General features: G+C 65.9%; 28 protein-coding genes. 16 read left to right on the top strand and 12 right to left on the bottom strand.

Annotated elements, in window-relative coordinates:
- Positions 1–73: 73 nt before the first annotated feature.
- The 6 genes from Q8P46_16705 to mnmE form a co-directional block, all read right to left on the bottom strand.
- Complete coding sequence (locus Q8P46_16705) at positions 74–583, bottom strand: hypothetical protein (protein ID MDP2621788.1); 510 nt, start codon at positions 581–583, stop codon at positions 74–76.
- A 188-nt stretch (positions 584–771) separates the two neighbouring features.
- On the bottom strand, positions 772–1,659 hold the full coding sequence (locus Q8P46_16700) for a ParB/RepB/Spo0J family partition protein (GenBank protein MDP2621787.1): 888 nt from the start codon (positions 1,657–1,659) through the stop codon (positions 772–774).
- 61 nt (positions 1,660–1,720) lie between these two features.
- Positions 1,721–2,548, bottom strand: a complete 828-nt coding sequence (locus Q8P46_16695) for a ParA family protein (protein MDP2621786.1) — start codon at positions 2,546–2,548, stop codon at positions 1,721–1,723.
- 11 nt (positions 2,549–2,559) lie between these two features.
- Entirely contained in the window at positions 2,560–3,183 is a 624-nt protein-coding gene (gene rsmG, locus Q8P46_16690; GenBank protein ID MDP2621785.1) for a 16S rRNA (guanine(527)-N(7))-methyltransferase RsmG, read from the bottom strand.
- A gap of 3 nt (positions 3,184–3,186) precedes the next feature.
- Positions 3,187–5,076 carry a tRNA uridine-5-carboxymethylaminomethyl(34) synthesis enzyme MnmG gene (gene mnmG / locus Q8P46_16685; protein MDP2621784.1) on the bottom strand — a complete coding sequence of 630 codons (1,890 nt, stop codon included), beginning with the start codon at positions 5,074–5,076 and terminating at the stop codon, positions 3,187–3,189.
- A gap of 77 nt (positions 5,077–5,153) precedes the next feature.
- Entirely contained in the window at positions 5,154–6,500 is a 1,347-nt protein-coding gene (gene mnmE / locus Q8P46_16680; protein ID MDP2621783.1) for a tRNA uridine-5-carboxymethylaminomethyl(34) synthesis GTPase MnmE, read from the bottom strand.
- Positions 6,501–6,616: 116 nt separating this feature from the next.
- Here mnmE and Q8P46_16675 point away from each other — a divergent pair, with 116 nt between their 5' ends.
- Positions 6,617–8,656 (top strand): thioredoxin domain-containing protein, encoded by a 2,040-nt coding sequence (locus tag Q8P46_16675; protein ID MDP2621782.1) that lies wholly within the window; start codon positions 6,617–6,619, stop codon positions 8,654–8,656.
- 48 nt (positions 8,657–8,704) lie between these two features.
- Here Q8P46_16675 and rho read toward each other — a convergent pair whose 3' ends face one another.
- Positions 8,705–9,970 (bottom strand): transcription termination factor Rho, encoded by a 1,266-nt coding sequence (gene rho / locus Q8P46_16670; protein MDP2621781.1) that lies wholly within the window; start codon positions 9,968–9,970, stop codon positions 8,705–8,707.
- Between the two features lie 248 nt (positions 9,971–10,218).
- Positions 10,219–11,268: a uroporphyrinogen decarboxylase gene (gene hemE / locus Q8P46_16665; protein MDP2621780.1), complete on the bottom strand. Its 1,050-nt coding sequence runs from the start codon at positions 11,266–11,268 to the stop codon at positions 10,219–10,221.
- 450 nt (positions 11,269–11,718) lie between these two features.
- Here hemE and Q8P46_16660 point away from each other — a divergent pair, with 450 nt between their 5' ends.
- Genes Q8P46_16660 through dnaQ form a run of 5 tightly spaced genes read left to right on the top strand, consistent with a single transcriptional unit; the run spans position 11,719 to position 15,333 of the window.
- Positions 11,719–12,552, top strand: a complete 834-nt coding sequence (locus Q8P46_16660) for a pyruvate, water dikinase regulatory protein (GenBank protein MDP2621779.1) — start codon at positions 11,719–11,721, stop codon at positions 12,550–12,552.
- A complete protein-coding gene (locus Q8P46_16655) occupies positions 12,549–13,154 on the top strand; it encodes a Maf family nucleotide pyrophosphatase (GenBank protein MDP2621778.1) in 606 nt (201 codons plus the stop codon). The genes Q8P46_16660 and Q8P46_16655 overlap by 4 nt, the downstream gene beginning before the upstream one ends.
- A complete protein-coding gene (locus tag Q8P46_16650) occupies positions 13,151–14,011 on the top strand; it encodes a shikimate dehydrogenase (GenBank protein MDP2621777.1) in 861 nt (286 codons plus the stop codon). Before Q8P46_16655 ends, Q8P46_16650 begins: the two co-directional genes overlap by 4 nt.
- Positions 13,993–14,598, top strand: a complete 606-nt coding sequence (coaE, locus tag Q8P46_16645; GenBank protein MDP2621776.1) for a dephospho-CoA kinase — start codon at positions 13,993–13,995, stop codon at positions 14,596–14,598. Before Q8P46_16650 ends, coaE begins: the two co-directional genes overlap by 19 nt.
- Before the next feature lie 45 nt (positions 14,599–14,643).
- Complete coding sequence (dnaQ, locus tag Q8P46_16640) at positions 14,644–15,333, top strand: DNA polymerase III subunit epsilon (GenBank protein ID MDP2621775.1); 690 nt, start codon at positions 14,644–14,646, stop codon at positions 15,331–15,333.
- Between the two features lie 21 nt (positions 15,334–15,354).
- Here dnaQ and secB read toward each other — a convergent pair whose 3' ends face one another.
- Entirely contained in the window at positions 15,355–15,900 is a 546-nt protein-coding gene (gene secB / locus Q8P46_16635; protein MDP2621774.1) for a protein-export chaperone SecB, read from the bottom strand.
- Between the two features lie 102 nt (positions 15,901–16,002).
- Entirely contained in the window at positions 16,003–16,515 is a 513-nt protein-coding gene (locus tag Q8P46_16630) for an FxsA family protein (GenBank protein ID MDP2621773.1), read from the bottom strand.
- 153 nt (positions 16,516–16,668) lie between these two features.
- On the opposite strand from Q8P46_16630, the gene Q8P46_16625 reads away from it, so the two are divergent.
- From Q8P46_16625 to Q8P46_16615, 3 genes are all read left to right on the top strand, one after another.
- Positions 16,669–17,382: a Tim44/TimA family putative adaptor protein gene (locus Q8P46_16625; GenBank protein MDP2621772.1), complete on the top strand. Its 714-nt coding sequence runs from the start codon at positions 16,669–16,671 to the stop codon at positions 17,380–17,382.
- A gap of 141 nt (positions 17,383–17,523) precedes the next feature.
- Positions 17,524–18,648: an MltA domain-containing protein gene (locus Q8P46_16620; GenBank protein MDP2621771.1), complete on the top strand. Its 1,125-nt coding sequence runs from the start codon at positions 17,524–17,526 to the stop codon at positions 18,646–18,648.
- Positions 18,649–18,704: 56 nt separating this feature from the next.
- Positions 18,705–19,241 carry a Smr/MutS family protein gene (locus Q8P46_16615; protein ID MDP2621770.1) on the top strand — a complete coding sequence of 179 codons (537 nt, stop codon included), beginning with the start codon at positions 18,705–18,707 and terminating at the stop codon, positions 19,239–19,241.
- On the opposite strand, the gene hslU is transcribed toward Q8P46_16615, so the two are convergent.
- Both hslU and hslV read right to left on the bottom strand, forming a co-directional pair.
- Entirely contained in the window at positions 19,231–20,538 is a 1,308-nt protein-coding gene (gene hslU / locus Q8P46_16610; GenBank protein ID MDP2621769.1) for an ATP-dependent protease ATPase subunit HslU, read from the bottom strand. The genes Q8P46_16615 and hslU overlap by 11 nt on opposite strands.
- 14 nt (positions 20,539–20,552) lie before the next feature.
- The gene (gene hslV / locus Q8P46_16605; GenBank protein MDP2621768.1) at positions 20,553–21,110 is read right to left on the bottom strand and encodes an ATP-dependent protease subunit HslV; all 558 of its coding nucleotides are present in this window, start codon (positions 21,108–21,110) and stop codon (positions 20,553–20,555) included.
- 209 nt (positions 21,111–21,319) lie between these two features.
- Between hslV and hisB the strand changes: the two genes are divergently transcribed.
- The 7 genes from hisB to coaA all read left to right on the top strand — a co-directional run bounded on the left by hisB (position 21,320) and on the right by coaA (position 26,008).
- Positions 21,320–21,913 carry an imidazoleglycerol-phosphate dehydratase HisB gene (gene hisB, locus Q8P46_16600; protein MDP2621767.1) on the top strand — a complete coding sequence of 198 codons (594 nt, stop codon included), beginning with the start codon at positions 21,320–21,322 and terminating at the stop codon, positions 21,911–21,913.
- A gap of 20 nt (positions 21,914–21,933) precedes the next feature.
- The gene (locus tag Q8P46_16595) at positions 21,934–22,428 is read left to right on the top strand and encodes a DUF2628 domain-containing protein (protein MDP2621766.1); all 495 of its coding nucleotides are present in this window, start codon (positions 21,934–21,936) and stop codon (positions 22,426–22,428) included.
- Positions 22,428–23,078 carry an imidazole glycerol phosphate synthase subunit HisH gene (hisH, locus tag Q8P46_16590; protein MDP2621765.1) on the top strand — a complete coding sequence of 217 codons (651 nt, stop codon included), beginning with the start codon at positions 22,428–22,430 and terminating at the stop codon, positions 23,076–23,078. Before Q8P46_16595 ends, hisH begins: the two co-directional genes overlap by 1 nt.
- Positions 23,075–23,830 carry a 1-(5-phosphoribosyl)-5-[(5-phosphoribosylamino)methylideneamino]imidazole-4-carboxamide isomerase gene (hisA, locus tag Q8P46_16585; protein MDP2621764.1) on the top strand — a complete coding sequence of 252 codons (756 nt, stop codon included), beginning with the start codon at positions 23,075–23,077 and terminating at the stop codon, positions 23,828–23,830. The genes hisH and hisA overlap by 4 nt, the downstream gene beginning before the upstream one ends.
- A complete protein-coding gene (gene hisF, locus Q8P46_16580) occupies positions 23,823–24,599 on the top strand; it encodes an imidazole glycerol phosphate synthase subunit HisF (GenBank protein ID MDP2621763.1) in 777 nt (258 codons plus the stop codon). The genes hisA and hisF overlap by 8 nt, the downstream gene beginning before the upstream one ends.
- 101 nt (positions 24,600–24,700) lie before the next feature.
- Positions 24,701–25,024, top strand: coding sequence for a phosphoribosyl-ATP diphosphatase (locus Q8P46_16575; GenBank protein ID MDP2621762.1), 324 nt, complete (start codon positions 24,701–24,703; stop codon positions 25,022–25,024).
- Between the two features lie 27 nt (positions 25,025–25,051).
- Positions 25,052–26,008, top strand: a complete 957-nt coding sequence (gene coaA, locus Q8P46_16570) for a type I pantothenate kinase (GenBank protein MDP2621761.1) — start codon at positions 25,052–25,054, stop codon at positions 26,006–26,008.
- The last annotated feature ends 90 nt before the right edge of the window (positions 26,009–26,098 follow it).

Below are 26,098 nucleotides of genomic sequence, written 5' to 3'. Positions count from 1 at the left end.
CAGCAACTCGTAACCACCGAATGGCTCCAATTGTGCCAAGTCAGAGAATGTAGTGTGTTCCTTGCGGCGCCTATCAATCCCTCGTCTTGATGCGCGCAGCAATTCGACTTGTTTCTTTGGGCGACGATCTCATGGCCAAGACGAAGACGAAATCAATCAAGCGAGGGCAGTCATAGCGCAGTAAGATTGTCGAAGCCTGGATCGGCGGATCGAATCGAATTTGTTTCTTCCACCCCTTAGGGAACACTTCCAAAGTCCCGCCCCCTCCGTCCCGTTGCCGGGATTCGATTTCGCTAATAAGCGGACGCCAAATATAGCGCGACATAACCGATTTTATGCGCCAAACGCTTAAATGGTCATCGTCAACATTAAACTGTATTTCATGAGGGGTTTCTGTTCGTCCGCTGATGCGCGATAGCCAGGCAGTGACAGTGGGCTTTGCGGCCGCGACGCCACGGCGTTGGCCGCGCCACATGCGAAACGTGGCGAAAGCTGTAACGATTGCCCCAATCGCCGCTAGCGCCGTTAGCCCAACAACCAGCCATTCTCGAAATGTCATCCAAAAATCGGCAGGCAGGCCCATTGGTATATCCTGATTTTAGTCGCACACCAACGCACGAGCCTTTTGCCTATTGCCTGTGCGACCACCCCTCAACCGGTTTGTTGATAGGTCAGCCGATTACGCCGGCGATTGCCCTTGTAGGGCAGGCGGAATCAAGCACGCCGAGCCTCGTGCGACTGCTGAAACGGAATTCGAACTCGGCCCCGCCCCTAACCGCCGCCCTTGAGCCGGTGGCAGATGACGTCGAGCTGCTCCAGGGTGCGGTAGCGGATGCGCACCTCGCCGCCGATGCCGATCTTGTGGTCGATGGCGACCGTCAGGCCGAGGGCGTCGCTGAGCGCCTTTTCGAGCGCCAGCGTGTCGGCGTCCTTTCCCGACCGGTTCCGCCGCGCCGCGGCGCCCGGCTTGCGCACCGCCGTCTCGGTCTCGCGCACCGACAGGTCGAGGGCGACGATGCGCTCGGCCAGGCCCACCGGGTCCGGGTGAGTGACCAGCGCCCGGGCATGGCCGGCGCTGAGCTTGCCCGAGCGCAGATAGGCCTGCACCTTCTCCGGCAGCTTGAGGAGCCTGAGCGTGTTGGCGACATGGCTGCGGCTCTTGCCGATGATCCTGGCGAGTTCGTCCTGGGTGTATTGGAACTCGCCGACCAATTGCTCGTAGCCGTGCGCCTCCTCGATCGGGTTGAGGTCGGTGCGCTGCACGTTCTCGACGATGGCGATCTCCAGCGCCTCCTTGTCGCCGAGGTCGTAGACCAGCACCGGGACCTCGTGCAGGCCGGCCTTTTGCGCCGCCCGCCAGCGCCGCTCTCCGGCGACGATCTCGAACTCGTCGGCCGCGCCGGCGACGGAGCGCACGATGATCGGCTGGATGATGCCCTTTTGGCGGATCGAATCGGTGAGATCGGCGATCTGCTCGTCGCCGAAGCGCTTGCGCGGGTTGCGCGGATTGGGCTTGAGGAAGGCGGTCGGCACCCGCTGCGCCGCCCGCCCCGGGCCCGCCGCCTCCTCGCCGATGTCGCCGATCAGCGCCGCCAGCCCGCGCCCGAGACGGGAGGGGTGTGCGGAATCGCCGCGGCTGTCCTTCGCCTGTGCCGACATCATTCCCCTCTATTGCTGTCGCCCTTGGTCTTGCGACCGGACCGCGCGCCGGAAGCCCGCCTCATGCGGCATGAAGCGCCTGCTCGCGCTGGATAATCTCGGTCGCGAGCCGGATATAGGCCTGGCTGCCGGCGCATTTATAGTCGTAGAGCAGCACCGGCTTGCCGTAGGACGGCGCCTCGGAGACGCGCACATTGCGCGGAATGATGGTGTTGTAGACCTTGTCGCCCATGAAGGCGCGCACATCCGCGACCACCTGGCCGGCGAGATTGTTGCGCGAATCATACATGGTCAGCACGATACCATGGATGCTCAGACCCGGATTGAGGGTGCGCTGAACCTGCTCGACGGTGCGCAACAGCTGGCTCAGGCCTTCCAGCGCGAAGAACTCGCATTGCAGCGGCACCAGGATCGCCTGCGCCGCGGTCATGGCGTTAAGGGTCAGCAGACCGAGCGAGGGCGGGCAGTCGAGCAGAACATAGCTGTAGGCGAGCTCGTCGCCGGGCTCGACGCGGGTGACATCGGCGATGGCATTTTTCAGCCGGAAGGCCCGGTCGCTCCTCTGCGCCACCTCGAGCTCGAAACCGAGCAGATCCAGCGTCGAGGGCACGATGGAAAGCTGCGGCACGGCGGTCTTTTGCGCCGCGGCGGCGATATCCGCGTTGCCCATCAGCACGTCGTAGGACGAGGTCGCCCGCGCCGCCCGGTCAATGCCGAGGCCGGTCGAGGCGTTGCCCTGGGGGTCGAGATCGACGATCACCACCCGTTCGCCGATCGCCGCAAGCGCGGTTCCGAGATTGATCGCCGTCGTGGTCTTGCCGACGCCGCCCTTCTGGTTGGCAATGACCAGAATCCGGGGCTCGGTCCGATGGGGGGACAATAAGCTCATGGCCTCGTCGCTCACCGCCGCTGAAGCTTGTGCACCATCAATATCCGCCCCTGCGGATCGGTCAAGCTTTCAAATATGTCGCAGGCGATATTCCAGGCAATCGAGGCGGCGGTCAATTCGCGCTCCACGTCGCGGCCCTTGGGAAGCAAGGCCCGCGCGGGACCGGTGAGAAACGGCGCGATCAGGGGCGCAAGCTCGACAAGGGGCGCGAGCGCCCGGGCGGTGACGATGTCGAACGGCCCCTTGAGGTGATTCGCGGCCTCCTCGATGCGCATGGCATGAACCCGCGCCGGCGCCGCGGTCTCGCGCCGCACGGCGTTCAGAAACGCGCATTTGCGCGCGTTGGCCTCGACCAGGTCGACTGCGGCACCTTCCCTGCCCTTGAGCAGGATGGCGATGACCATGCCGGGAAAGCCGGCGCCCGAGCCGAGGTCGAGCCAGCGCCGGGCCTCGGGCGCAAGCTTGAGAAGCTGGGCTGAGTCCGCGAAGTGGCGGCTCCAGACCTCATCGAGGCTTGCCGCCGCGACCAGGTTCTGCGCCTTCTGCCAGCGCCCAAGGAGCGCCGCGTAGCGCTCGAGCAGGCCCAGCGTTTCACGTGAAACGGAATATCGTGCGGCGAAGTCCTCGGGCGTCATTTCTCAGGCGCTCGCCGCGAGCGCGCCGCGGCGGATATGGGCGATCAGCAGGACGAGGGCTGCCGGTGTCATGCCGTCGATGCGGCCGGCCTGGCCGATGGTCAGCGGCCGCACCAGGGTGAGCTTCTCGCGCACCTCCGTCGACAGGCCGGCGATGCGCGAGAAATCGATGCGCTCGGGGATCCGCAGGCCTTCGTCCTTGCGGAAGCTCTCGATGTCGCGCGCCTGGCGGGCGAGATAGGCGGCGTAGCGGGCATCGATGGCGATCTGGCCGGCGATGGCGGCGGGAATGTCGCCCAGTTCCGGCCAGATGCGGGCGAGCGCCGCGATGTCAATGTCGGGATAGGATAGGAGTTCGAAGGCGCTGCGGCGGACCCCGTCGCGGTTGATTCGGAGCCCATTGCGGGCGGCCTCGTCGGGGCTCAGCGAAAGCCCGTCAAGCCGCGTCCTGGCCGCCGTCAAGACCGCCATCCTGCCGGCGAACGCCGTCAGCCGCGCCCTGCCGACGCCGCCCAGCGCGATCGCCAGGGGGGTCAGCCGCTGGTCGGCATTGTCGGCCCTCAGCGCCAGGCGGAACTCGGCGCGCGAGGTGAACATGCGGTAAGGCTCGCTGACCCCGCGCGTGACGAGATCGTCGATGAGAACGCCGATATAGGCCTGCGACCGGTCGACGGTGAAGGCGTCGCGGCCGGCAACCCACAGGCCTGCGTTGAGGCCGGCGATCAGGCCCTGGGCGGCGGCTTCCTCATAGCCCGTGGTGCCGTTGATCTGGCCGGCGAGGAACAGCCCCTCGAGCCGCTTGGTCTGCAGCGTTGGATAAAGCTCGCGCGGGTCGACATAGTCATATTCAATGGCATAGCCGGGGCGGATCATCCGCGCATTCTCAAGCCCCGGTATGGTCTTCAACAGCGCCCTCTGGACCTCCTCCGGCAGCGAGGTCGAGATGCCGTTCGGATAGACCGTATCGTCGCCGATTCCCTCCGGCTCGAGAAAGATCTGGTGGCTCTCGCGGTCCTTGAAGCGAACGATCTTGTCCTCGATCGACGGGCAGTAGCGCGGCCCCCGGCTCTCGATCTGACCGGAATACATAGGCGACCGGGCGAGGTTTTCTTCGATCATCCGGTGCGTCGCCTCGGTCGTCTTGGTGATGTGGCAGACGACCTGCGGCGTTTCGATCGTTTCGCTCAGGAACGAAAAAGGCGCGGGCGGCTCGTCGCCGCGCTGCACCGCAAGCCCGTCCCAGGCGATCGTCCGCCCATCGAGCCGCGGCGGCGTTCCGGTCTTCAGCCGGCCGATACGGAAGCCTGCCCCGTAAAGCGTCCTCGATAGGCCGAGGGACGGCGCCTCGCCGGCGCGGCCGGCGGGAATCTTCTTTTCCCCGATATGGATGAGGCCATTGAGGAAGGTGCCGGTGGTCAGCACCACGGCGGCGGCGCCGATATCACGGCCATCGCCGACGCGCAGGCCGGCGACGCGGCCGTGGCTGAAAATGAGGTCCTCGGCCTCCGCCTCGATGATCTCGAGCCTCGGGGTCGCGCGCATTTCCGCCTGCATGGCGGCGCGGTAACGGGCCCGGTCGATCTGCGCCCGCGGCCCCCACACCGCCGGCCCCTTGGAGCGGTTGAGCATGCGGAACTGGATGCCGGCCTTGTCGGCCATGCGGCCCATGACCCCGTCGAGCGCGTCGATCTCGCGCACCAGATGGCCCTTGCCGAGGCCGCCGATCGCCGGGTTGCAGCTCATTTCGCCGATGGTCGAGACGCGGTGCGTAACGAGTGCTACGCGCGCGCCGAGCCGGGCCGCGGCGGCGGCCGCCTCGCAGCCGGCATGGCCGCCGCCGATGACGACGACGTCGAAGCAATTGGCGGGATCGGTCCGCAAGGGCTCGCTCATGGCCGTCTCGGCTCCTTTCCGGTCGCGCCTGTCTAGCGCCGCGCGGCAACGCCGTCAAAACGGTTTCACGTGAAACCTCACTTGCCGATGCAGAAATCGGCGAAGATGACATCGAGCAGATCCTCGACATCGACGCGGCCGGTGAGCCGCCCGAGCGCCCGGGCCGCAAGCCGCAGCTCCTCGGCCAGAAGCTCGGTCGACACGCCGGCCTTGGCCGCGGCGGCAAACCGGGCAAGCGCGGCGGCGCAATCTTCAAGCGCGGCGCGATGGCGGGCGCGGCTGATCGCCGGGTCCTCGCCCACCCCGCACAGCTCCCGTGCCGCCGCCGCGATTTGCTCGACCAAGGCGTCGACACCCCAGTCCTTGGCAACGGAGAGGCACAATTGGCTGAGGTCCCAGCCTTGGCGCGGCGGCGAATCGGAGCGAAGGTCCCATTTGCTGCGGACACGAAGCAGGCGCTGACCGTGGCGCGGCTCAGGCGCCGGCGCCGCCGCCGTTCCGTCCGCCGGATCGAGCCAGACGAGGATGTCGGCGCGATCGAGCGCCTGGCGCGCGCGGCGCACGCCTTCTTCCTCGATCTCGTCTGCCGCCTCGCGCAGGCCCGCCGTATCGGTCAGGATCACCGGATAACCGGACAGATCCAGATGCACCTCGATCACGTCTCGCGTCGTGCCGGCGCGTTCCGAGACGATGGCGACGTCGCGCCGGGCAAGCGCGTTCATCAGCGTCGATTTGCCGGCATTGGCCGGCCCGGCGATGACCACCCTTAAACCCTCGCGCAGCCGCTCGCCGCGTCGCCCGTCGGCGAGATGGCGGGCGATTTCGCCGGCCACCGCCGCGGCCTCGGCCGCGACCTCTTCGCCAAGCGAGCCCGGCACGTCGGCCTCGTCGGCAAAGTCGAGCGCCGCCTCAAAATGCGCGAGCGCCCGCATCAGCCGGTCGCGCCACCCGTCATAGAGCCGGCCCGCCGCGCCTTCAAGCTGGCGCACCGCCTGGCGCCGCTGCGCCTCCGTCTCGGCGTCGATGAGATCGGCGAGGCCTTCGGCCGCGGTCAGATCGAGCCTGCCGTTCTCGAACGCCCGGCGCGCGAACTCGCCGGGCTCGGCCAGGCGAAGGCCCTCTAACGCCGCCAGCGCCGCGGTGAGCGCGGCGGCCACGGCCCGGCTGCCATGGACGTGCAATTCGCCCATATCCTCGCCAGTGAAGCTCTGAGGCCCCGGTAGCCACAAGATAAGCCCGCGATCGATCTCGGTCCCGTCGGCGGGATCGCGCAGCACCCGCAGCGCGGCGCGCCGCGGCGCGGGCAGAGCCCCGGCAAGAGCCTTCAGCGCCGTGCGCGCTTGCGGCCCGGAGAGGCGGAACACCGCGACGCCGGCCCGGCCGGGGCCGCTGGAAAGAGCGAAAATCGTATCGTAGGCGGTCATCCGCGTTTCACGTGAATCTCTCCTGCGCGTCGATCTTATTGCACTGACGTGCAAGCCCTATACCTTAACCACCCGACCCGAGTCCCTCTCAGCTGCCGAAAGGCCGGCCCTGCCCGATGACCGAAAATCTTCTCGCCAACGAGACCAGCCCCTATCTGCTGCAGCACAAGGACAACCCGGTCCGTTGGCGGCCCTGGGGGCCGGAGGCCCTGTCGGAGGCCAAGGCGGCGAACAAGCCGATCCTGCTGTCGGTCGGCTATGCCGCCTGCCATTGGTGCCACGTCATGGCGCATGAGAGCTTCGAGGACGACGAGGTGGCGGAGGTCATGAATGCCCACTTCGTCAACATCAAGGTCGACCGCGAGGAACGCCCGGACATCGACGCCATCTATATGTCGGCGCTGCATCTCCTCGGCGAGCACGGCGGCTGGCCGCTGACCATGTTTCTGACGCCGGACGCCGAGCCGTTTTGGGGCGGCACCTACTTTCCCAAGATACCGCGCTTCGGAAAGCCGGGGTTTATCGATGTCTTACAGGCAGTTAGTAAGATATTCCAGGCCGAACCGGAAAAGATCGAGCACAATCGCGCAGCGCTGCTGGAGCGGCTGCGCGCCGGCGCCGGCGGCGCGGCCAGCGACGCGCTGACCCCCGACCTCGTCGACGCGGCGGCCGAGCGGCTTGTAACCGTAAGCGACGCGGAAAACGGCGGCATCCAGGGCGCGCCGAAGTTCCCCCAGACCGCGTTTCTGGAGCTGTTGTGGCGGGCCGGAGAACGCACCGGCGAGCGCCCGTATCCAGCCGCGGTGCTGCGGGCGCTGAACCGCATGAGCATGGGCGGCATCTACGACCATCTCGGCGGCGGCTTTTCCCGCTACAGCGTCGACGCGCGCTGGCTGGTGCCGCATTTCGAAAAGATGCTCTACGACAACGCGCTTCTTATCGATTTGTTAACCATGGCCTGGCGCACCACCGGGTCCGAGCTGTTCAAGCGGCGGGTCGGCGAGACGGTCGGCTGGCTTAAGCGCGAGATGCTGACGGGCGAAGGCGCCTTCGCCTCCAGCCTCGATGCCGATTCAGAGGGCGAGGAAGGCAAGTTCTATGTCTGGACGGCGGACGCGCTGCGCGCCGGACTCGGCAATAAGGATTACGGCGTATTCGCGGATCATTACGGCGTCATGGCGGCCGGCAACTGGGAGGGCAAGACGATCCTCAACCGCTCGCACCACGAGGATCTGGCAACGCCTGAAGTAGAAGCCCGCTTGGCGACGTTGCGCGAAAAGCTCCTAAAAGAGCGCGAAAAACGGGTGCGTCCGGGGCTCGACGACAAGGTACTTGCGGATTGGAACGGACTTGCCGTGCACGCCCTCGCCCAGGCGGGCTTTGCCTTCAACCGCCCGGAATGGGTCGGTCTTGCCCGCAACGCCTTCCGCTTCCTCGCCGATGCGATGGCCGACGGCGAGCGCCTATTCCACAGCTACCGCTCGAGCCGGGCAAGCCATAAGGGTCTGCTGTCCGATTACGCCAACATGATCCGCGCCGCCCTCGCGCTCCATGAGGTTTCGGGCGAGAGCCACTATCTTGACCGCGCGCGCGGCTGGACGGCGGTGCTGGAGCGCCATTTCCTCAACCCCAACGGCGCCTATTTCATGGCCCCCGACGACAGCGACGACTTGATCGTGCGGCCGCTTTCCGGCGTCGACGACGCGACCCCCAATGGCAACGCGGTCTCGGCGGTAAATCTTCTGCGGCTGTGGCACATGACCGGCGAAGCGGCCCATCGCGACCGCGCCGAGTCGATCCTTTCCGCCTTTGCCGCGGACATGAAGCGCAATGCTTTCAGCTTTTGCGGTCTGCTCAACGCCTATGACCTGGCGCTGCGCGCGACCGAGCTGGTGCTGATCGCGCTTGCCGGCGGCGATGCGGCCGAAGCCCTTGTCGATGCGACAAGGCGCGCCGCCTCGGTCAATCTGATCATGACGCGGCATGCAAGCGGGAAAGACCTGCCGGCCGGCCATCCCGCCTTTGGCAAGTTCGCGGAAGACGGCAAGGCGACCGCCTTCGTCTGCCGAAGCGGCGCCTGCTCCTTGCCGATCACGGATGCGGACGCGCTTGCTGCAGCGTTGGCGTCGGCACCGCCGCCTTCATCGCCGGTTTGAACCGCCTACAAGCGTCTCCGGCCGTTTGCAAGGCCCAAACCAATCCGCTCAGGTGTTCATCGACTCGAAGAATTCGCCGTTCGACTTGGTCTGCTTGAGTTTGTCGATCAGAAACTCGATGGCATCGACGGTGCCCATCGGGTTGAGGATGCGGCGTAGCACGTACATCTTCTGAAGCTGCGGCTTCTCCACCAACAGCTCCTCCTTGCGCGTGCCGGAGCGCAGAATGTCCATCGACGGGAACACGCGCTTGTCGGCGACCTTGCGGTCGAGCACGATCTCCGAGTTGCCGGTGCCCTTGAACTCCTCGAAAATCACCTCGTCCATGCGGCTGCCGGTATCGATCAGCGCCGTGGCGATGATGGTCAGCGAGCCGCCTTCCTCGATGTTGCGCGCGGCGCCGAAGAACCGCTTCGGCCGCTGCAGCGCGTTGGCGTCGACGCCGCCGGTCAGCACCTTGCCGGAGGAGGGCACGACCGTATTGTAGGCGCGGCCCAGCCGGGTGATCGAGTCGAGCAGGATCACCACGTCGCGGCCATGCTCGACTAGGCGCTTGGCCTTCTCGATTACCATTTCGGCCACCTGAACGTGGCGCGCGGCCGGCTCGTCGAAGGTCGAGGAGACAACCTCGCCCTGGACGGTGCGCTGCATGTCGGTTACTTCCTCCGGCCGCTCATCGATGAGCAGGACGATCAAATAGCATTCCGGATGGTTGGTGGTGACGGCTTTGGCGATGTTCTGCAGCAATACCGTCTTGCCGGTGCGCGGCTGGGCGACGATCAGCGCCCGCTGCCCCTTGCCGAGCGGCGCCACGATGTCGATGACACGGCTCGACAGATCCTTGATGGTCGGGTCCTCGATCTCCATGTGCAGCCGCTCGTCCGGGTAGAGCGGCGTCAGGTTGTCGAAATGAACCTTGTGCCGGGCCTTGTCAGGGTCTTCGAAATTGATCGTGTTGACCTTGAGAAGCGCAAAGTAGCGTTCGCCGTCCTTGGGGCTGCGGATCTGCCCCTCGACGGTGTCGCCGGTGCGCAGGCTGAAGCGGCGAATCTGGCTCGGGCTGACATAGATATCGTCCGGGCCGGGGAGATAGTTGGCGTCGGGCGAACGCAGGAAGCCAAACCCGTCCTGCAGCACCTCGACGACGCCTTCGCCGACGATGTTGACCTCTTTCTGCGCCAGCTGCTTGAGGAGCGCGAACATCAGCTCCTGCTTGCGCATGGTGCTGGCGCCTTCCACCTCGAGGTCTTCGGCAAAGGTCAGAAGTTCGGTCGGTGATTTGGTTTTAAGCTCCTGCAGCTTCATTTCCTGCATGGATAGATACTCCGAAGGACAGGGACCCCGGGCAAGTCGGCTGGTTCGATTTCGACTGGTCGCTTCAAAATGCGGTGTTTCAGCACGGCCTAGCTAGCGCGATGCGGGAGGTCTTATCGGGAAGGGAATCGGTCTGAACTAAATATGTATGACCGATAGCGGCAAAAAAAGGGTATTGCCTTAAAATTATTATAGCAGAGTTGAAGGTTCGTCGAAAGGCGTAACGAGGCGGGACCTAATCGCCGGTGCTAAGAGGGGCCACCAGTCCTACGGCTGCCTGGGTTTCCGCGCACCAGCTCGACCAGCTCGGAGACATGCTGCAGCGGCGTTTCAGGAACGATGCCATGGCCAAGATTGAAGATGAACGGACCCTTGGCCAGGGCTTGCATGATTCGCTCAACGCCAGCCCTCAACACGTCGCCGCCGGCGACCAGCGCCAAGGGGTCGAGATTGCCCTGAATAACCGCATTCGGCTGTAATTCCTGCCGCGCCCGCTCGACGCCGAAGCCGGTGTCGATGCTGATCCCTTCCGGCGCCACCGCCTCGACGAGACGCCCATAGCCGTCGCAGGCCCCGCGCGGGAAGGCGATCACTGGAATGCCCGAATGCTCCGCCCGCACCGCCTCGACGATGCGGCGTATCGGTATAATGCACCAGCGGTCGAACTCCGCCGGCGGCAGGCTTCCCGCCCACGTATCGAAGATCTGAACGGCGTTGGCGCCGGCTTCGATCTGCGCATTGAGGTAGCGGGCAGAGCTCTCGACGAGAATATCGATCAATCGATTGAATGATTCGGGCTCGCGGTAGGCCCATAGCCGTGCGCCCGCCTGGTCCAGGGTTCCGCGGCCGGCGACCATATAGGTTGCGACCGTCCACGGCGCACCGCAAAAGCCGATCAGGGCCGTCTGTTTGTCGAGCACCGCGCGTACTTCCGACACCGTTTCAAGCACCGGAGCAAGGCAGCCAAGCACGCGACCGGGATCGAGCCGGGCCAACCCCTTTTCATCGGTAATCGGATCAAGCCGCGGTCCCTCGCCGTCGACGAACGTCAGCTCCTGGCCGAGGCCGTGAGGAATGACAAGAATATCCGAGAACAGGATCGCCGCATCGAAGCTGAATCTGCGAACCGGCTGCAAGGTCACTTCGGCGGCGAGCTTCGGCGAGTAGCACAGATCGAGAAAGCTGCCGGCCTTGGCGCGAACGGCGCGATATTCCGGCAGGTAGCGGCCGGCCTGTCGCATCAGCCAGATCGGCACCGGTCCGGGAGAACGTTTCCTCAAGACCTCGACCAGTCGCACCCTGCCTCGCTTCGAATTTGCGCTTTCCTCACGATTAGCTCACCTATAGCAAACAAAGATAAGAGAATCTGTTTTTGTTGCTTATTGCCAGTGGGTTGGTGGAATGTCGCCATGCTTCACCGTCTCTCCCCAGGAAGACCGAGAGCGTGTCCGACATGGGCGGTCGGCGGGGATAACTCGGGGTGAGATCGTCGCAATATGCGAAAAGGTTAACAAAGGGTTAACGATTCCGCCGTCGTGCAGAGCCGGTTCATGCCGGCGTGGAGCGGAACGGTGTGGGGACAGGCGGGGGATGGCGGCATGGTAAGGGTAACTGGAGAAAGACTGTCCCCGCGAGCCTGATTGTTGATAAAAGAGATGCCCGTGGGGATGGATTGTCCCTCCGCTCCGCCAATCGCCTCGATATACACAAGCATCCACAGCCTTTCGCATAGGATTCGACCCCGGCCCGTGCCCCGCTCGCAGCGCTTTTTTCACGTCCACTTGGTTTCCGACGCGACCGGCGAAACGCTGATCGCCGTCTCGCGCGCGGCGGCTGCGCAATATGCCGACGTCCGCGCCATCGAGCATGTCTATCCGCTGGTCCGCAAGCAGGAGCAGCTCGACGAGGCCCTGAGCGAGATCGAAACCGCGCCGGGGATCATCCTCTATACCCTCATCAACCGCGAATTGAGCGAGCGGCTCGAGCAGCGCTGCCGCGACCTCGGCCTGCCCAGCGTGTCGATCCTCAATCCGGTTCTCGGCGTCTTCCGCTCCTATCTCGGCACCGAAACGACGCCGCGCGTCGGCGGCCAGCATGTTCTCGACCGCGATTATTTCCGTCGCATCGACGCCCTCAATTTCACCATGATGCACGATGACGGCCAGCATCCGGAGAGTCTCGACGAGGCCGACGTCATCCTGGTCGGCATCAGCCGCTGCTCGAAGACGCCGACCAGCATCTATCTCGCCAACCGCGGCGTGCGCACCGCCAACGTGCCGATTATTCTCGACATGCAGCTGCCGCCGGAGCTGGAGCGCGCGAAGCGTCCGCTCATCGTCGGCCTGGTGGCGAGCGCCGACCGGATCATGCAGATCAGGCGCAACAGGGTGTTGTCGATGCACTCCGATCAGAAGACCGACTATACCGACCGCTCGGCGATCCTGCAGGAGCTTGCCTATATGCGCCGCATATGCGCCAACAATGAATGGCCGATCATCGACATCTCCCGCCGCTCGATCGAGGAGACCGCGGCGGCCGTAATCGCCATGTATCAGCGCCTCGGCGCGGAACAGGCTCAATGACGCGATCCTTGCCGCCGATCATTCTCGCCTCGGGCAGCCGAATCAGGGCCGAGATCCTGGCCGGCGCCGGCGTCACCGCCAAAGTGAAACCGGTGACGGTCGACGAGGCTGCCCTGCACGCTGAAATGGCGCAGCCGACCGTCCCGCACGAGCTCGCGTCGCGGCTCGCCGAAGCCAAGGCGCGCGCAAGCGCCGTCGCCAATCCCGAAGCGTTTGTCATCGGCGCCGACCAGGTCTTGTCGCTCAACGGCAAAGTGTTCGCGAAACCTGCCTCGGCCGCCGCCGCCGCCGATCAGCTGCGCCGTCTGCGCGGCGCGACCCACCGCCTCGATTCGGCCTTTGCCTGCATGCGCGGCGATAGGCTCATCGCAACCGAGGTCGATGGCGCGGAGCTTACCATGCACGCCTTCAGCGACGAGTTCCTCAAGTTCTATGTCGACGCGGCCGGGCCCGGCATCCTCGACAGCGTCGGCGGCTATCAGCTCGAGGGCCTCGGCGCTCAGCTCTTCGAGCGCATCGAGGGCGACTATTTCACCATTCTCGGGCTGCCGCTCTTGCCTTTGCTGGCGGTGCTGCGCACCGAGGGGCTGCTGTCGTCATGACGAGACGGCCGCCGAAAGCCTGCGTCGTCGGCTGGCCCATCGAGCATTCGCGCTCGCCCTTGATCCACCGGTATTGGCTGAAGAAATACGCGATTGCGGGAAGTTACGAGCGTGTCGCGGTACCGCCGCAGGAGATCGAAACATTCCTCACCTCGCTTGCCGCAAACGGCTATGTCGGCTGCAACGTGACGGTGCCCTTCAAGGAAGCCGCGTATCGCCTGCTCGCCCATGCCGAGCCGATGGCCAAGCGGCTGAAGGCCGCCAACACGCTGTGGCTCGACGCCGGAAGGCTTCACGGCAGCAACACCGATGTGCATGGGTTCCTCGCCGGTATGGGCGAGGAGGCGCCGGGCTGGCGCGACGAAGAAGGCCCCGTGGTTCTCCTCGGCGCCGGCGGCGCGGCGCGGGCAATCGCCGCCGGCCTCGCCGATCTCGGACGCAAGCGCCTGCGCATCGTCAACCGCACGCCGGCCCGCGCCGAGACGTTGCTGGGAGAGCTTCGGATCGAAGCCGAAATCTTCGATTGGGCGGACTGTGCGCGGGCGCTTGACGGCGCGCGCCTCGTCGTCAACGCGACCTCGCTCGGCATGACCGGCGCGCCGCCGCTGGAAATCGATCTTGCGCCGCTCGATCCGCGTGCCATCGTCGCCGATATCGTCTATGCGCCGCTGACGACCGACCTGTTGGCGGCGGCCAGGAAGCGGGGTCACCGCACCGTCGGCGGCCTCGGCATGCTGATCCATCAGGCAGCGCCCGGCTTTGCCCGCTGGTTCGGGCGCTGGCCGGAGGTCACGGACGAGCTGCGCGCATTGTTGAAACGGGACATCGAAAGCAAGCGATGGTCATTCTCGGACTGACCGGATCGATCGGCGCCGGCAAGACGGCGACGGCGGCCATGTTCCTGGCCCGCGGCGTGCCGGTCCACGATGCCGATGCCGTGGTCCACCGCCTCTACGATATCGGCGGGACGGCGGTCGACAAGGTCGCGGCCGCCTTTCCGGGCGTTGTGGTCGAGGGCCGCATCGACCGGGCGCTTCTTTCCGCCCGTGTCGTCGACGACGCGGCGGCCCTGAGGCGGCTCGAGGAGATCGTCCATCCGCTGGTGCGCGATGAGGAGGAGGCCTTCCTTACCGGCGCGCGGGCGCGGCACGCCCGGCTCGTTGTCCTCGAGATCCCGCTTCTGTTCGAGACCGGGGGCGAGAAACGCTGCGACGTCATCGCCGTCGTCTCGGCGCCACCCGATTTGCTGCGCCAGCGCGTGCTGACCCGGCCGGGCATGACGGAGGAGAAGTTTTCGTCCCTCCTCGCCCAGCAGACGAGCGATGCGGAGAAGCGCCGCCGTGCCCATTTTGTCATTGAAACGGCGCATGGCTTCGCGGCCGCCGAGAAACAGGTCGAAGACATCGTTCGCGCCCTTGCGGGCTTGCCAGGGCTGCCGAGTTGAGGGATCGTTTCATCGGGCGATTCGGGGGGCGATTCGGGTTTCCACATGCGCGAAATCATTCTCGATACCGAGACCACCGGGCTCGAGCCGGCCGACGGCCATCGGGTGGTCGAGATCGGCTGCGTGGAGCTCGTCAATCACATCCCGACCGGCCAGTTCTGGCACGGATATTTCAACCCCGAGCGGGACATGCCGCAGGCTGCCTTCAACGTCCACGGCCTGTCCGAGGGCTTTTTGCGGGACAAGCCCCTGTTCGCCGAACGGGCCTCGGATTTCCTCGCCTTTATCGAGGACGCGGAAATCGTCATTCACAACGCCGCCTTCGATACTGCGTTCCTCAATGCCGAACTTGCCCGCGCCGAGCTGCCGCCGCTGCCGACGGGCCGCATCGTCGATACGCTGAGCCTGGCGCAACGCAAACACCCGGCAGGCCCCAACTCGCTCGACGCGCTGTGCAAGCGCTACGGGATCGACAATTCCGCCCGCACCCGGCACGGCGCGCTCCTCGACTGCGAGCTCTTGGCCGAGGTCTATCTCGAACTCATCGGCGGACGCCAGGCCATTCTGGCGCTCGTCGAGACCATTGAGCGGCGCGACAGGGCGCAACCGGGACGCAGCGTTCAGCGCCCGACGCCGCTGCCGGGGCGGGTCAGCGAAGAGGATCGCGCCGCCCACCGCGCCGCCATCGAGGTGCTTGGCGCCAACGCCATCTGGCTGCGCTACCGGGACTCGTAAACGACAACCGTCGAGGAGAGATCAGGCCTTGGCCTGGCCCTTCTGTTGGGCCACGCGCTGGCGATACAGCGCGGCGAAGTCGATCGGGTCGACCATCAGCGGCGGAAAGCCGCCGTCGCGCGAGGCGGATGCCACGATCTGCCGCGCGAAAGGAAACAGGATGCGCGGACATTCGATGAGCATGATCGGCTGCAGGCTTTCGGCGGGGACGTTCTCGACGCGGAAGATGCCGGCATAGGTCAGCTCGATATTGAACACCACCTTTTCCTTGGCCGCCGCCTTGGCCTCGAGGGTCAGTTCGACCTCATAGTTGGACTCGGACAGTCCGCGGGCATTGACGTTGATGTTGATCTGGATGTTGGGATTGGTGCCGGTGGTGGCCAGGCTCTGCGGCGCGTTCGGGTTCTCGAAGGACAGGTCCTTTACATACTGGGCGAGAACGTTGAGGGTCGGACCGGGCTTGGCTCCGGCCTGTGGGGCTTCAGCAGCGCCGGCCTTCGCGGCCTCGCCGGCGCCGTCCCCATCGCTCTTGTCGTTGCCGTTGGTCGAAGATGGTTTCTTGGCCATGGCCGTGCTCCGATGGGGGTGCTTCAGCGATAACGGTCCGGAAGGCGTGCCGCCGCAGGCTGGCTAACACGGTTGCTGCCGGCGAACAAGCAAAGCCCGCGGCTAGCGATCGTCGCGCGCGTCGGTCTCGTCGATCTCGACATAGTCGCCTTCGACGACATCGCCGTCGATAATGGGCGGACGCCCTTGCGGCCGCCCCCGGCCGTCCGCGGGGCGCGTGCGGTTGGAGCCCGTCGTGAAGACGACGAACGAGCCGGAGTCGAGAAGCCGCCGCCAGATCCACGCCGCAAGCGCGCGACGCAGCGGCGGAACGAACAGCAAGAAGCCGATTGCGTCGGTCAGAAAGCCCGGTGTCAGCAACAAGAGCCCGGCGGCGAACAGAAAGACGCCGTCGACAACGGATTGGATCGGCATCTGTCCTGCCTCGGCGGCCCGGCGCGCCCGGGCAATAACCTCGAGCCCCTGCAGGCGCAACAAAGCCGCGCCGCTCGCCGCCGTCAGGATGACCACGGCGATGGTAGCAACAAGTCCGATGCGCCCGCCAATGACCACGAACAGGGCGATTTCGATCAAAGGCACGGCGATCAGGGCGAGCGGCAATAGGATGCGTATCATGTTCCGGCCCGGTGGTTTCGCCCATTCAGGCTCATTTGACAAAAAACCGCAGCGTTGCATTGGCTTTTCGCGGCAGAGGCCCTTACATAAGAGGCATTGAAACTGATAACATCCCTGGCAATCAATTTTTGGGGCCCGCGTCCGGATGAGGTGATGAACGGATTTCTCGACATATATACCATTCTGTTCCTCATCGTGGCGGTGGTCGTATTCGTGCGCCTGCGCAGCGTTCTCGGCCGCCGCACCGGCCACGAACGGCCGCCCTTCGACCCCTATACGCGACCCGAGAGCCCAGCCGGCGACGCCGGGACCAATGCCCGCGACAAGGTCGTGCAGCTGCCCAAGCGCGCCGAGAAGCCTTCCCGCGACGAGGAGAAGCCGGACCGTTGGAAGGGTTTCGCCAGGCCGGGATCATCGCTGGCGCGCACGCTGTCGGCCTTTGTCGAGGTCGACCCGCGCTTCGATCCGGGCAGATTCCTCGACGGCGCCAAGACCGCCTATGAGATGATCGTGACGGCGTTTGCCGCCGGTGACCGCAAGACCTTGCAGCCGCTGCTCGGCCGCGAGGTCTATGACGGCTTTCTCGAGGCCATCTCCGCGCGCGAGAGCCGCGGGGAGACGATCGACTCCGACTTCATCGGCATCGAGAAGGCGGAAATCGTCGATGGCGCTCTGAAGGGAACGATGGCGCAGCTGACGGTCAGGTTCGTCAGCGAGCTGATCTCCGTTACCCGATCCAAGTCCGGCGAGGTCATCGAAGGCGACCCGAAGGCGATCCGCGACGTGACGGACATCTGGACCTTCGCGCGCGATCTGGCCTCGTCCAATCCGAACTGGAAGCTGGTCGCGACCGAAGCCGCAAGCTAGCGGTGCCAGGCGGGCATGGGGGCGCGAGGGGAAGGAGGAGGGCCAACCGTGCGGGCCGGCCGGGCGTTGCTGGCCCCGGCGGTCTGTCTTTATCTCATCATGTTCGGCGTCGCACTGGGAGCGGATCGGGGGAGTTCCGGGATGGCTCAGCTGACCCCGGTGGCGTTTTCGGACCTGCCCGGCTGGAGCGGCGAGCGGCAAGAGGAGGCGCTGAGCGCCTTCGCGCTGTCCTGCGCGCGCCTTCGCGCGCCCGTTTATGCCGCCGCCGCCACGGGCAAGAAAAGCAATTCCCTTCAAGCCTGGACCAGAATCTGCACGCAGGCGCTGAGCCCCGACGCCCTGTTGAGCGGCGCCGGCGCGCGGCGCTTCTTCGAGACCAATTTTTCGCTCTACCGCGTGACCCTGCCGGGCAACGCGCGCGGATTCCTGACCGGCTATTACGAGCCGGAGGTCGAGGGATCGCTTGAGAGAAGCGCGGCGTTCCCGGTACCGCTCTACCGCCGGCCGGACGACCTCGTGACGCTCAAGCCCAGTCAGGCCGGCCACGGGCTTGAACCCGGCCTCGCCGCGGCGCGGCGCGTCAAGGGCGGGTTCGAGGCCTATCCGACGCGGGCCGAGATCGAAGCCGGCGCGCTTGCAGGCCGGGGATTGGAGCTCGTCTATCTCCGCGATCCCATCGAGGCCTTTTTCATCCACATCCAGGGTTCGGCGCGGGTTCGCCTTAAGGACGGGGAGGTGATGCGCCTTGGCTTTGCGGCCAAGAACGGCCATCCCTATTCGTCCATCGGCAAGGTGCTGATCGAGCGCGGCGCCCTTTCGGCAGCCGAGATGAACACGGAGCGGCTGCGGCAATGGCTTGCCGCGCACCCCGACGAGGCCGGCGAGGTGATGGCCACGAATCGCTCCTTCATATTCTTCCGCGCCATCACCGTTCCCGACCCGACGCTGGGGCCGATCGGCGCGGCCGGCGTGCAGCTCACCCCGCAGCGCAGCCTCGCCGTCGACCCGGCGTTCCATTCCTTCGCCACCCCGATCTGGATCGACGCCGAACTGCCGGATGCGAACGGCCGGACCGGTCCATTCCGCCGCCTGATGATCGCCCAGGATACGGGCTCGGCGATCACCGGCGCGGCACGCGGCGACATTTTCTTCGGCACCGGGGCGGCCGCAAGCGCGCGCGCCGGCCGGATCCGGCATGAAGGCGATTTCCTGGTCCTGTTGCCGAAGGGCATGCCTCTGCCGAACTGGGCAGCGGGCGGGGGTTGACCGCCATGCCGCGCCACCGGCCGACCCCCCCGCCGCTCGACCCCAGGGACCGGAGCTTGTGGGAAAAAGTTGCCGAGCAGGCGAAACCCTTGCGCCGCAGCCGGCCCGCCCCGGCCGCGCCGCCGCCCAAGCCGGACTTGCCGCAAAGGCGCACGAAGCTCACGCCCGAGCCGGCGGCCAAGACCGCGCCGGTGTCCACGGCCGCGCCGCCGCCGCTCGGGGCCATCGACCGCCGGCTGACCCAGCGGCTCGGCCGCGGCCTGCGCAAGGTCGACGCGCGCATCGATCTTCACGGCATGCGCCAGGGCGAGGCCAGGGAGGTGCTGTACGCCTTCCTTGCCCGCTCCCGGGCGAAGGGCTTAAGCCTGGTTCTGGTGATCACCGGCAAGGGGAGCGCGACAGGCCGCGAGGAGGCGGGCTTCATGCCGGACCGTGACATCGGCATATTGCGCCAGGCCGTGCCGCAATGGCTGGCGCTGCCGCGCTTTCGCCCGTTCGTCGTCGGCTTTACCCCGGCGCATCGCCGCCACGGCGGCGAAGGCGCGCTCTATGTCCAGATCCGCCGCGCCGTCCGTTCGCCGCTCATAGGATAAACCGCGACAGATCGGCGTTCTTGGCCAGTTCCCCGACCTTTTCGCGGACGTAGGCCGCGTCGATCTTGACCGTCTCGCCGCTGCGGTCGGTGGCCGTGAAGCTGATCTCGTCGAGCAGCCGCTCCATCACCGTCTGCAAACGCCTTGCGCCGATATTCTCCAGCGCCGAGTTGATCTCGACCGCCAGAGAGGCGATCTCGTCGATGGAATTCTCCGTGAATTCCAGCGTCACGCCCTCGGTGCCCAAGAGGGCGACATATTGCTTGATCAGGCTTGCCTCGGTCTCGGTCAGGATACGGACGAAATCCTCCTTGGTCAGCGGCCTGAGCTCGACGCGGATCGGCAGCCGGCCCTGCAGCTCCGGCAACAGGTCGGACGGCTTGGCGATATGGAAGGCGCCCGACGCGATGAACAGGATGTGGTCGGTCTTCACCGGCCCGTATTTGGTCGCCACCGTGGTTCCCTCGAGCAGCGGCAGCAGATCGCGCTGCACGCCCTCGCGGCTGACGTCGGCGCCGACCCGCTCCGAGCGGGCGCAGATCTTGTCGATCTCGTCGAGAAACACGATGCCATCGTCCTGAACCGTGCGGACGGCTTCCTGAACGAGCTGGTCGTGGTCGAGCAGCCGGTCGGACTCCTCGGCGATCAGAACCTCGTAGCTGTCGCGCACGGGCATGCGCCGCGCCTTGGTGCGGCCGCCGAAGGCCTTGCCGAGCATGTCGGAGAGATTGATCATGCCGACCTGGGAGCCGGGCATTCCGGGGATTTCGAACTGCGGCATCATCCCGCCGGTGTCGGCGACCTGGATTTCGACCTCCTTGTCGTCGAGGGCGCCGGCACGCAGCTGCTTGCGGAAATGGTCGCGCGTGCCTTCCTTGGCGCCGCTGCCGGCGAGCGCGTCGATGACCCGCTCCTCGGCGGCGAGGTGCGCCTTGGCCTGCACGTCCTTGCGCCTGGCCTCGCGCACCAGGCCGATGGAGACTTCCATCAGGTCGCGCACGATCTGCTCCACGTCGCGTCCGACATAGCCGACCTCGGTGAACTTGGTCGCCTCGACCTTGAGAAAGGGGGCGGCGGCGAGCTTGGCGAGCCGGCGCGAAATCTCCGTCTTGCCGACGCCGGTCGGGCCGATCAACAGGATGTTCTTGGGCAGAACCTCCTCCTTCATCGGACCTTCGAGCTGCTGGCGGCGCCAGCGGTTCCTCAGGGCGATGGCGACCGCGCGCTTGGCGTCCTTCTGGCCAATAATATGCCGGTCGAGCTCGGAGACGATCTCGCGGGGCGAAAAGTTGGTCATGGGCGGATAAAATACTAGTCCTTGGTGTCGAGGCTTTCGATAACGATCTTGTCGTTGGTGTAGACGCAGATCTCAGCCGCAATGGCCATGGCGCGCCGGGCGATCTCTTCGGCGTCGAGGTCGCTGTCGTAAAGCGCCCGCGCGGCGGCGAGCGCGTAGTTGCCGCCCGAGCCGATGGCCATCGCTCCATGCTCCGGCTCGAGCACGTCGCCGGTGCCGGTGAGCGCCAGCGTCGCCTCCGCGTCGGCGACCAGCATCATTGCTTCGAGCCGACGCAGATAGCGGTCGGTGCGCCAGTCCTTGGCGAGCTCCACGCAGGCCCGTGTCAACTGGCCGCGATACTGTTCGAGCTTCGATTCCAGCCGTTCGAGCAGGGTGAAGGCATCCGCCGTCGCGCCGGCGAAGCCGGCGATCACCTCGCCCGAACCGAGCCGGCGCACCTTGCGCGCGTTGGCCTTGATGACTGTCTCGCCGAGCGAAACCTGGCCGTCGCCGGCGATCACCACCTTCGGACCCTTGCGCACGGTGATAATGGTCGTGCCGTGCCACGGCTGCAGTGCCCGTCCGTTCACCGGCAGAGCCTCCTGAGAATGAGCGCAAAATGCGCCTTGCCCCGCGAGAGCCGGGCAAGGTCAACCCTATGTAGGCGATTGCGCTGCCGTTTCAAAGACCGCAAGGGCGGGGCGGGGCCAAGGAACGCATGCTGGCGTGGCGGGAATTTGCCTGATAAAACCCGCGCGTCGGCCTGGACCCAGGGGCCGCGACGAACGGGAGCCGACCCATGCGCAGCGCCACCGTGACCCGCGCAACGAAGGAGACCGAGATCACCGTCATGGTCGATCTTGACGGCACCGGCGCGCACGACAACGCGACTGGCGTCGGCTTCTTCGACCACATGCTCGACCAGCTCTCGCGCCACTCGCTGATCGACATCACGGTGCGGGCCAGCGGCGATCTGCACATCGATGACCACCATACGGTGGAGGATACCGGCATCGCGCTCGGCCAGGGGCTGCGCGAGGCGCTTGGCGAAATGCGCGGCATCCGCCGCTATGGCGAGGCGACCGTGCCGATGGACGAAACGCTGAGCCGGGCCGCCGTCGACATTTGCGGCCGTCCATTCCTGGTCTGGAGGGTCCGGTTCACCCGGGACAAGATCGGCAATTTCGAAACCGAGCTGGTGCGCGAATTCTTCCAGGCCCTGGCGCAGCACGCCGGCATCGGCCTGCACATGGAATGCTTTTACGGCGACAATAGCCATCACATCGCCGAATCCTGCTTCAAGGCGCTGGCGCGGGCCTTGAGAGTTGCGGTCGAAGAGGACCCGCGCCAGGCCGGCAGCGTGCCCTCGACCAAGGGCCGGCTGGGCGATTAGCGGCGTTATCGGAGACCAGAATGGCCGTTTATACGGTGCACGAGCCCGCCGGCCTGAAGGGCCGCAGCGACGCGGCGGCGCGGCGGATCGCCTTCGTCAAGGAAGGATTCTGCTGGCCGGCCTTTCTGATCCCGCCGGTCTGGCTCGTCTATCGCCGCATGTGGTGGGTTCTGCTCGGCTTTCTCGCGATCGGCGTGGCTCTGGGCGGGCTTGAGCTGTGGCTCGGACGGGATTCGGGGTTAAGTTCGATCGTCGAGTTCGCCCTGCTGCTCTTATTCGCGCTCGAGGCCAACAATCTGCGGCGTTGGCAGCTGCGGCGGCGCGGCTACCGCATGCGCGCGGTGGTTGCCGGGCGCGACCGCGAGCAATGCGAGCGCCAATTTTTTGCGGACTGGCTCGCCGAAGCGCCGGCGCCAAGCCCTGACGCCGCGCGTGAAATCGCGCCGCCCGCCATCGCGCCGGCGCATGCGCCGAGCGGCGTCATCGGCATGTTCCCGGAGCCGGGAGACCGGTGATGCGCGTCGCCATCGTCGACTACGGTTCGGGCAATCTGCGCTCGGCGCAGAAGGCCTTTGAGCGCGCCGCCCGTGAGGCCGGGATCGGCGGGGAAACCCTCGTTACCGGGAAGCCCGAGGCGGTGCGTGCGGCCGAGCGCATCGTGCTGCCCGGCGTCGGCGCCTTTCGCGACTGCAAACAGGGGCTGGCGGCGCTCACCGGCATGGTCGAGGCGCTCAAGGAGGAGGTGATCGGCCGTGGGAAGCCGTTTCTCGGCATCTGCGTCGGCATGCAGCTCATGGGTACGCGGGGCCTCGAGCATGGCGTCGCGGAAGGATTCGGCTGGATCGACGGCGAGGTGCGCCGGATTACGCCTGCCGACCCCGCCCTCAAGGTGCCGCATATGGGCTGGAACACCCTGCGCCGGATAAGGGAGCATCCCCTGCTCGACGGGATCGTGACCGGCGAGGCAGGCTTGCACGCCTATTTCGTGCACTCCTATGCGCTGTTTCCGCAACACCGCGGCGATCTCATCGCTGAGACCGACTATGGCGGGCCGATCACGGCCATCGTCGGCAAGGACAATCTCGTCGGCACCCAATTCCATCCGGAAAAGAGCCAGAAGCTGGGGCTTGCGCTGATCGCCAACTTCTTGAGGTGGCGGCCATGATCCTGTTCCCCGCCATCGACCTGAAAGGGGGCGAGTGCGTGCGGCTTTTGCGCGGCGACATGGAAAAGGCAACCGTCTTTAACACCGACCCCGCGGCTCAGGCGCGCAGCTTCGAGGCACAGAGTTTCGAATGGCTGCACGTGGTCGATCTCGACGGCGCCTTTGCCGGCGAATCGAAGAACGGCGCCGCCGTCGAGGCGATCCGCGCTGCGGTCAGCCTGCCGATCCAGCTCGGCGGCGGCATCCGCAGCTTCGAGCAGATCGAGGCCTGGCTCGATATCGGCATCGCCCGGGTCATTCTCGGCACCGTGGCGGTGGACGACCCGGAGCTGGTGCGCGAGGCGTGCCGGGCCTTTCCCGGCCAGATCGCCGTCGGCATCGACGCAAGGGACGGCCGCGTCGCGATCGCCGGCTGGGCGGAGACATCGGACATGTCGGCCGAAGAGCTCGCCCGGCGATTCGAGGATGCCGGCGTTGCCGCCATCATCCATACCGACATTTCCCGAGACGGCGCGCTCACCGGCCTCAATGTCGAGGCGACCCTGGCGTTGGCGCGCGCCACCTCTGTTCCGCTGATCGCCGCGGGCGGCCTTGCCTCAATCGATGACATCATGCGCCTGCTTCAACCCGATTGCGCCATTCTCGAAGGGGCGATTTGCGGCCGCGCGCTCTATGACGGCGGGCTCGACGCGGCCGAGGCTCTGGCGCTGATCAAGGCGGCGCGGGCGCAAGGAGCGGTAGGCCATGCTTAAGGCCCGTGTCATCCCCTGCCTCGACGTGAAAGACGGCCGCGTCGTCAAGGGCGTCAAATTCGTCGACCTGCGCGATGCCGGCGATCCGGTCGAGGCGGCGGTCGCCTATGACGCCGCCGGCGCCGATGAATTGTGCTTCCTCGACATCACCGCCAGCCACGAGGATCGCAGCATCATCCTCGACGTGGTCCGGCGCACGGCGGAAGCCTGCTTCATGCCGGTCACCGTCGGCGGCGGCGTGCGCACCATCGAGGATGTGCGCGACCTGCTGCTCGCCGGCGCCGACAAGGTTTCCATCAACACGGCAGCGGTCAAGGACCGCGAGTTGGTCCGCCGCGCGGCGGAAAAGTTCGGCAGCCAGTGCATCGTGGTGGCGATCGACGCCAAGCAAGTGAGCCAAGAGGGCGAGGCCGACCGCTGGGAGATATTCACCCATGGCGGGCGCAACCCCACCGGGCTCGACGCGGTCGAATATGCCCGCGAGGTGGTAGCGCTGGGGGCGGGCGAAATCCTGCTCACCTCCATGGACCGCGACGGCACCAGGAACGGCTTCGATCTTGCCTTGACGCGGGCCATCGCCGACGCGGTGAGCGTGCCGGTGATCGCGTCCGGCGGCGTCGGCACTCTCGACCACCTGGTCGACGGCGTGACCAAAGGTCACGCCTCGGCGGTGCTCGCCGCCTCGATCTTCCATTTCGGCGAATATTCGATCCGCGCCGCCAAGCAGCACATGGCCGAAGCCGGAATTCCGATACGCCTCGACCCGTGAAAACTGCAAACGAAAGCGGGAAATGTGGGTTTGACACAAGTCATTGGCCGGCGCAGTCTCTGGCCCGAAACTTGGCCATGCAACGGACAGGAACGCGATCCGTGAGCGAGTTCACGCTGCACGATTTGGCCGCGGTCATCCATGCCCGCCGCGGCGCGCAGGCGAGCGCCTCCTACACCAAGAGCCTGCTCGAGGCGGGCGTCGCCGCGTGCGCGAAAAAGCTCGGCGAGGAGGCGGCCGAGACCGTCATCGCCGCCATGCAGGGCGACCGCCGGGCGCTGCGCGCGGAAGCCGCCGACCTGATCTATCACCTGCTCGTGCTGCTCGAGGCCAGCGACGTGTCGTTTGACGAAGTCCTGGCGGAGCTTGACGCTCGCACCGGGCGTTCCGGGCACGAGGAAAAAGCCTCCCGCCGGCAATCCTGACGGGCAATGATCAGGAGCAACGGATAAATGGACCAACAGGCCACCGGCAATCTCTCCCCCTACCGGGTCTTTACCAAGGAGCAATGGGGCGAGCTGCGCGCCGATACGCCGCTGACCTTGAGCCGCGAGGAGCTGCGCGAGCTTCAGGGCATGAACGAGCGCGTCTCCATGGACGAGGTGGTCAAGATCTACCTGCCGCTATCGCGGCTCCTGTCGCTTTATGTCGCCGCGACGCAGGAGCTGTTCCTTGCCACGGAGACCTTCCTCGGCGGCCATAACCAGAAGAAGATGCCCTATATCATCGGCCTCGCCGGCAGCGTCGCGGTCGGCAAGTCGACCACGGCGCGCATCCTCCAGGCGCTGTTGGCGCGCTGGCCGAACCTGCCCAAGGTGGACATCGTTCCGACGGACGGCTTCCTCTTACCCAACGCCGTGTTGGAGAAGGAGGGGCTGATGGACAAGAAGGGCTTTCCGGAAAGCTATGATGTCCAGACGCTGCTGCGCTTCCTCTCCGACGTCAAGGCCGGCCGGCGCCAGGTCCAGGCTCCGATCTATTCGCATTTCTACTATGACGTGCTGCCGACCGATTTTATCGAGGTCGATCAGCCGGACGTTCTGATCATCGAGGGGCTCAACGTGCTGCAGCCGGGCCGCCTGCCCAAGGACGGGGAGGCGATCCCCTTCGTTTCGGACTTCTTCGATTTCTCAATCTATCTCGACGCTGACGACGAGATCATCCACCGCTGGTATGTCGAGCGTTTCATGCAGCTGCGCAAAACCGCGTTCAAGGATCCGCGCTCCTATTTCCACCGCTATAGCCAGGTCGAAGACAAGGAAGCCGAGAAGATCGCCCATCGGATTTGGAAGCAGACCAATCTGACCAATTTGCGCGAGAACATCCTTCCCACGCGCCAGCGCGCCAACCTGATCCTCTCCAAGGGATCGGACCACGCCATCGAGACAGTGGCGCTGCGGAAACTCTAGAGCGGTTCATGGTTATAGGGGTTCGATTCGATGGGCCGATTTGGCCCACCGAAGGCCGGGTTCTTTTGCGCCGTGGCGGTGTTGCGGCTG

The sequence above is a fragment of the Hyphomicrobiales bacterium genome (assembly GCA_030688605.1).
GTDB lineage: Bacteria > Pseudomonadota > Alphaproteobacteria > Rhizobiales > NORP267 > JAUYJB01.
Note: the sequence above shows the minus strand (reverse complement) of the source record. Positions and strands in the feature narration are given on the sequence as shown.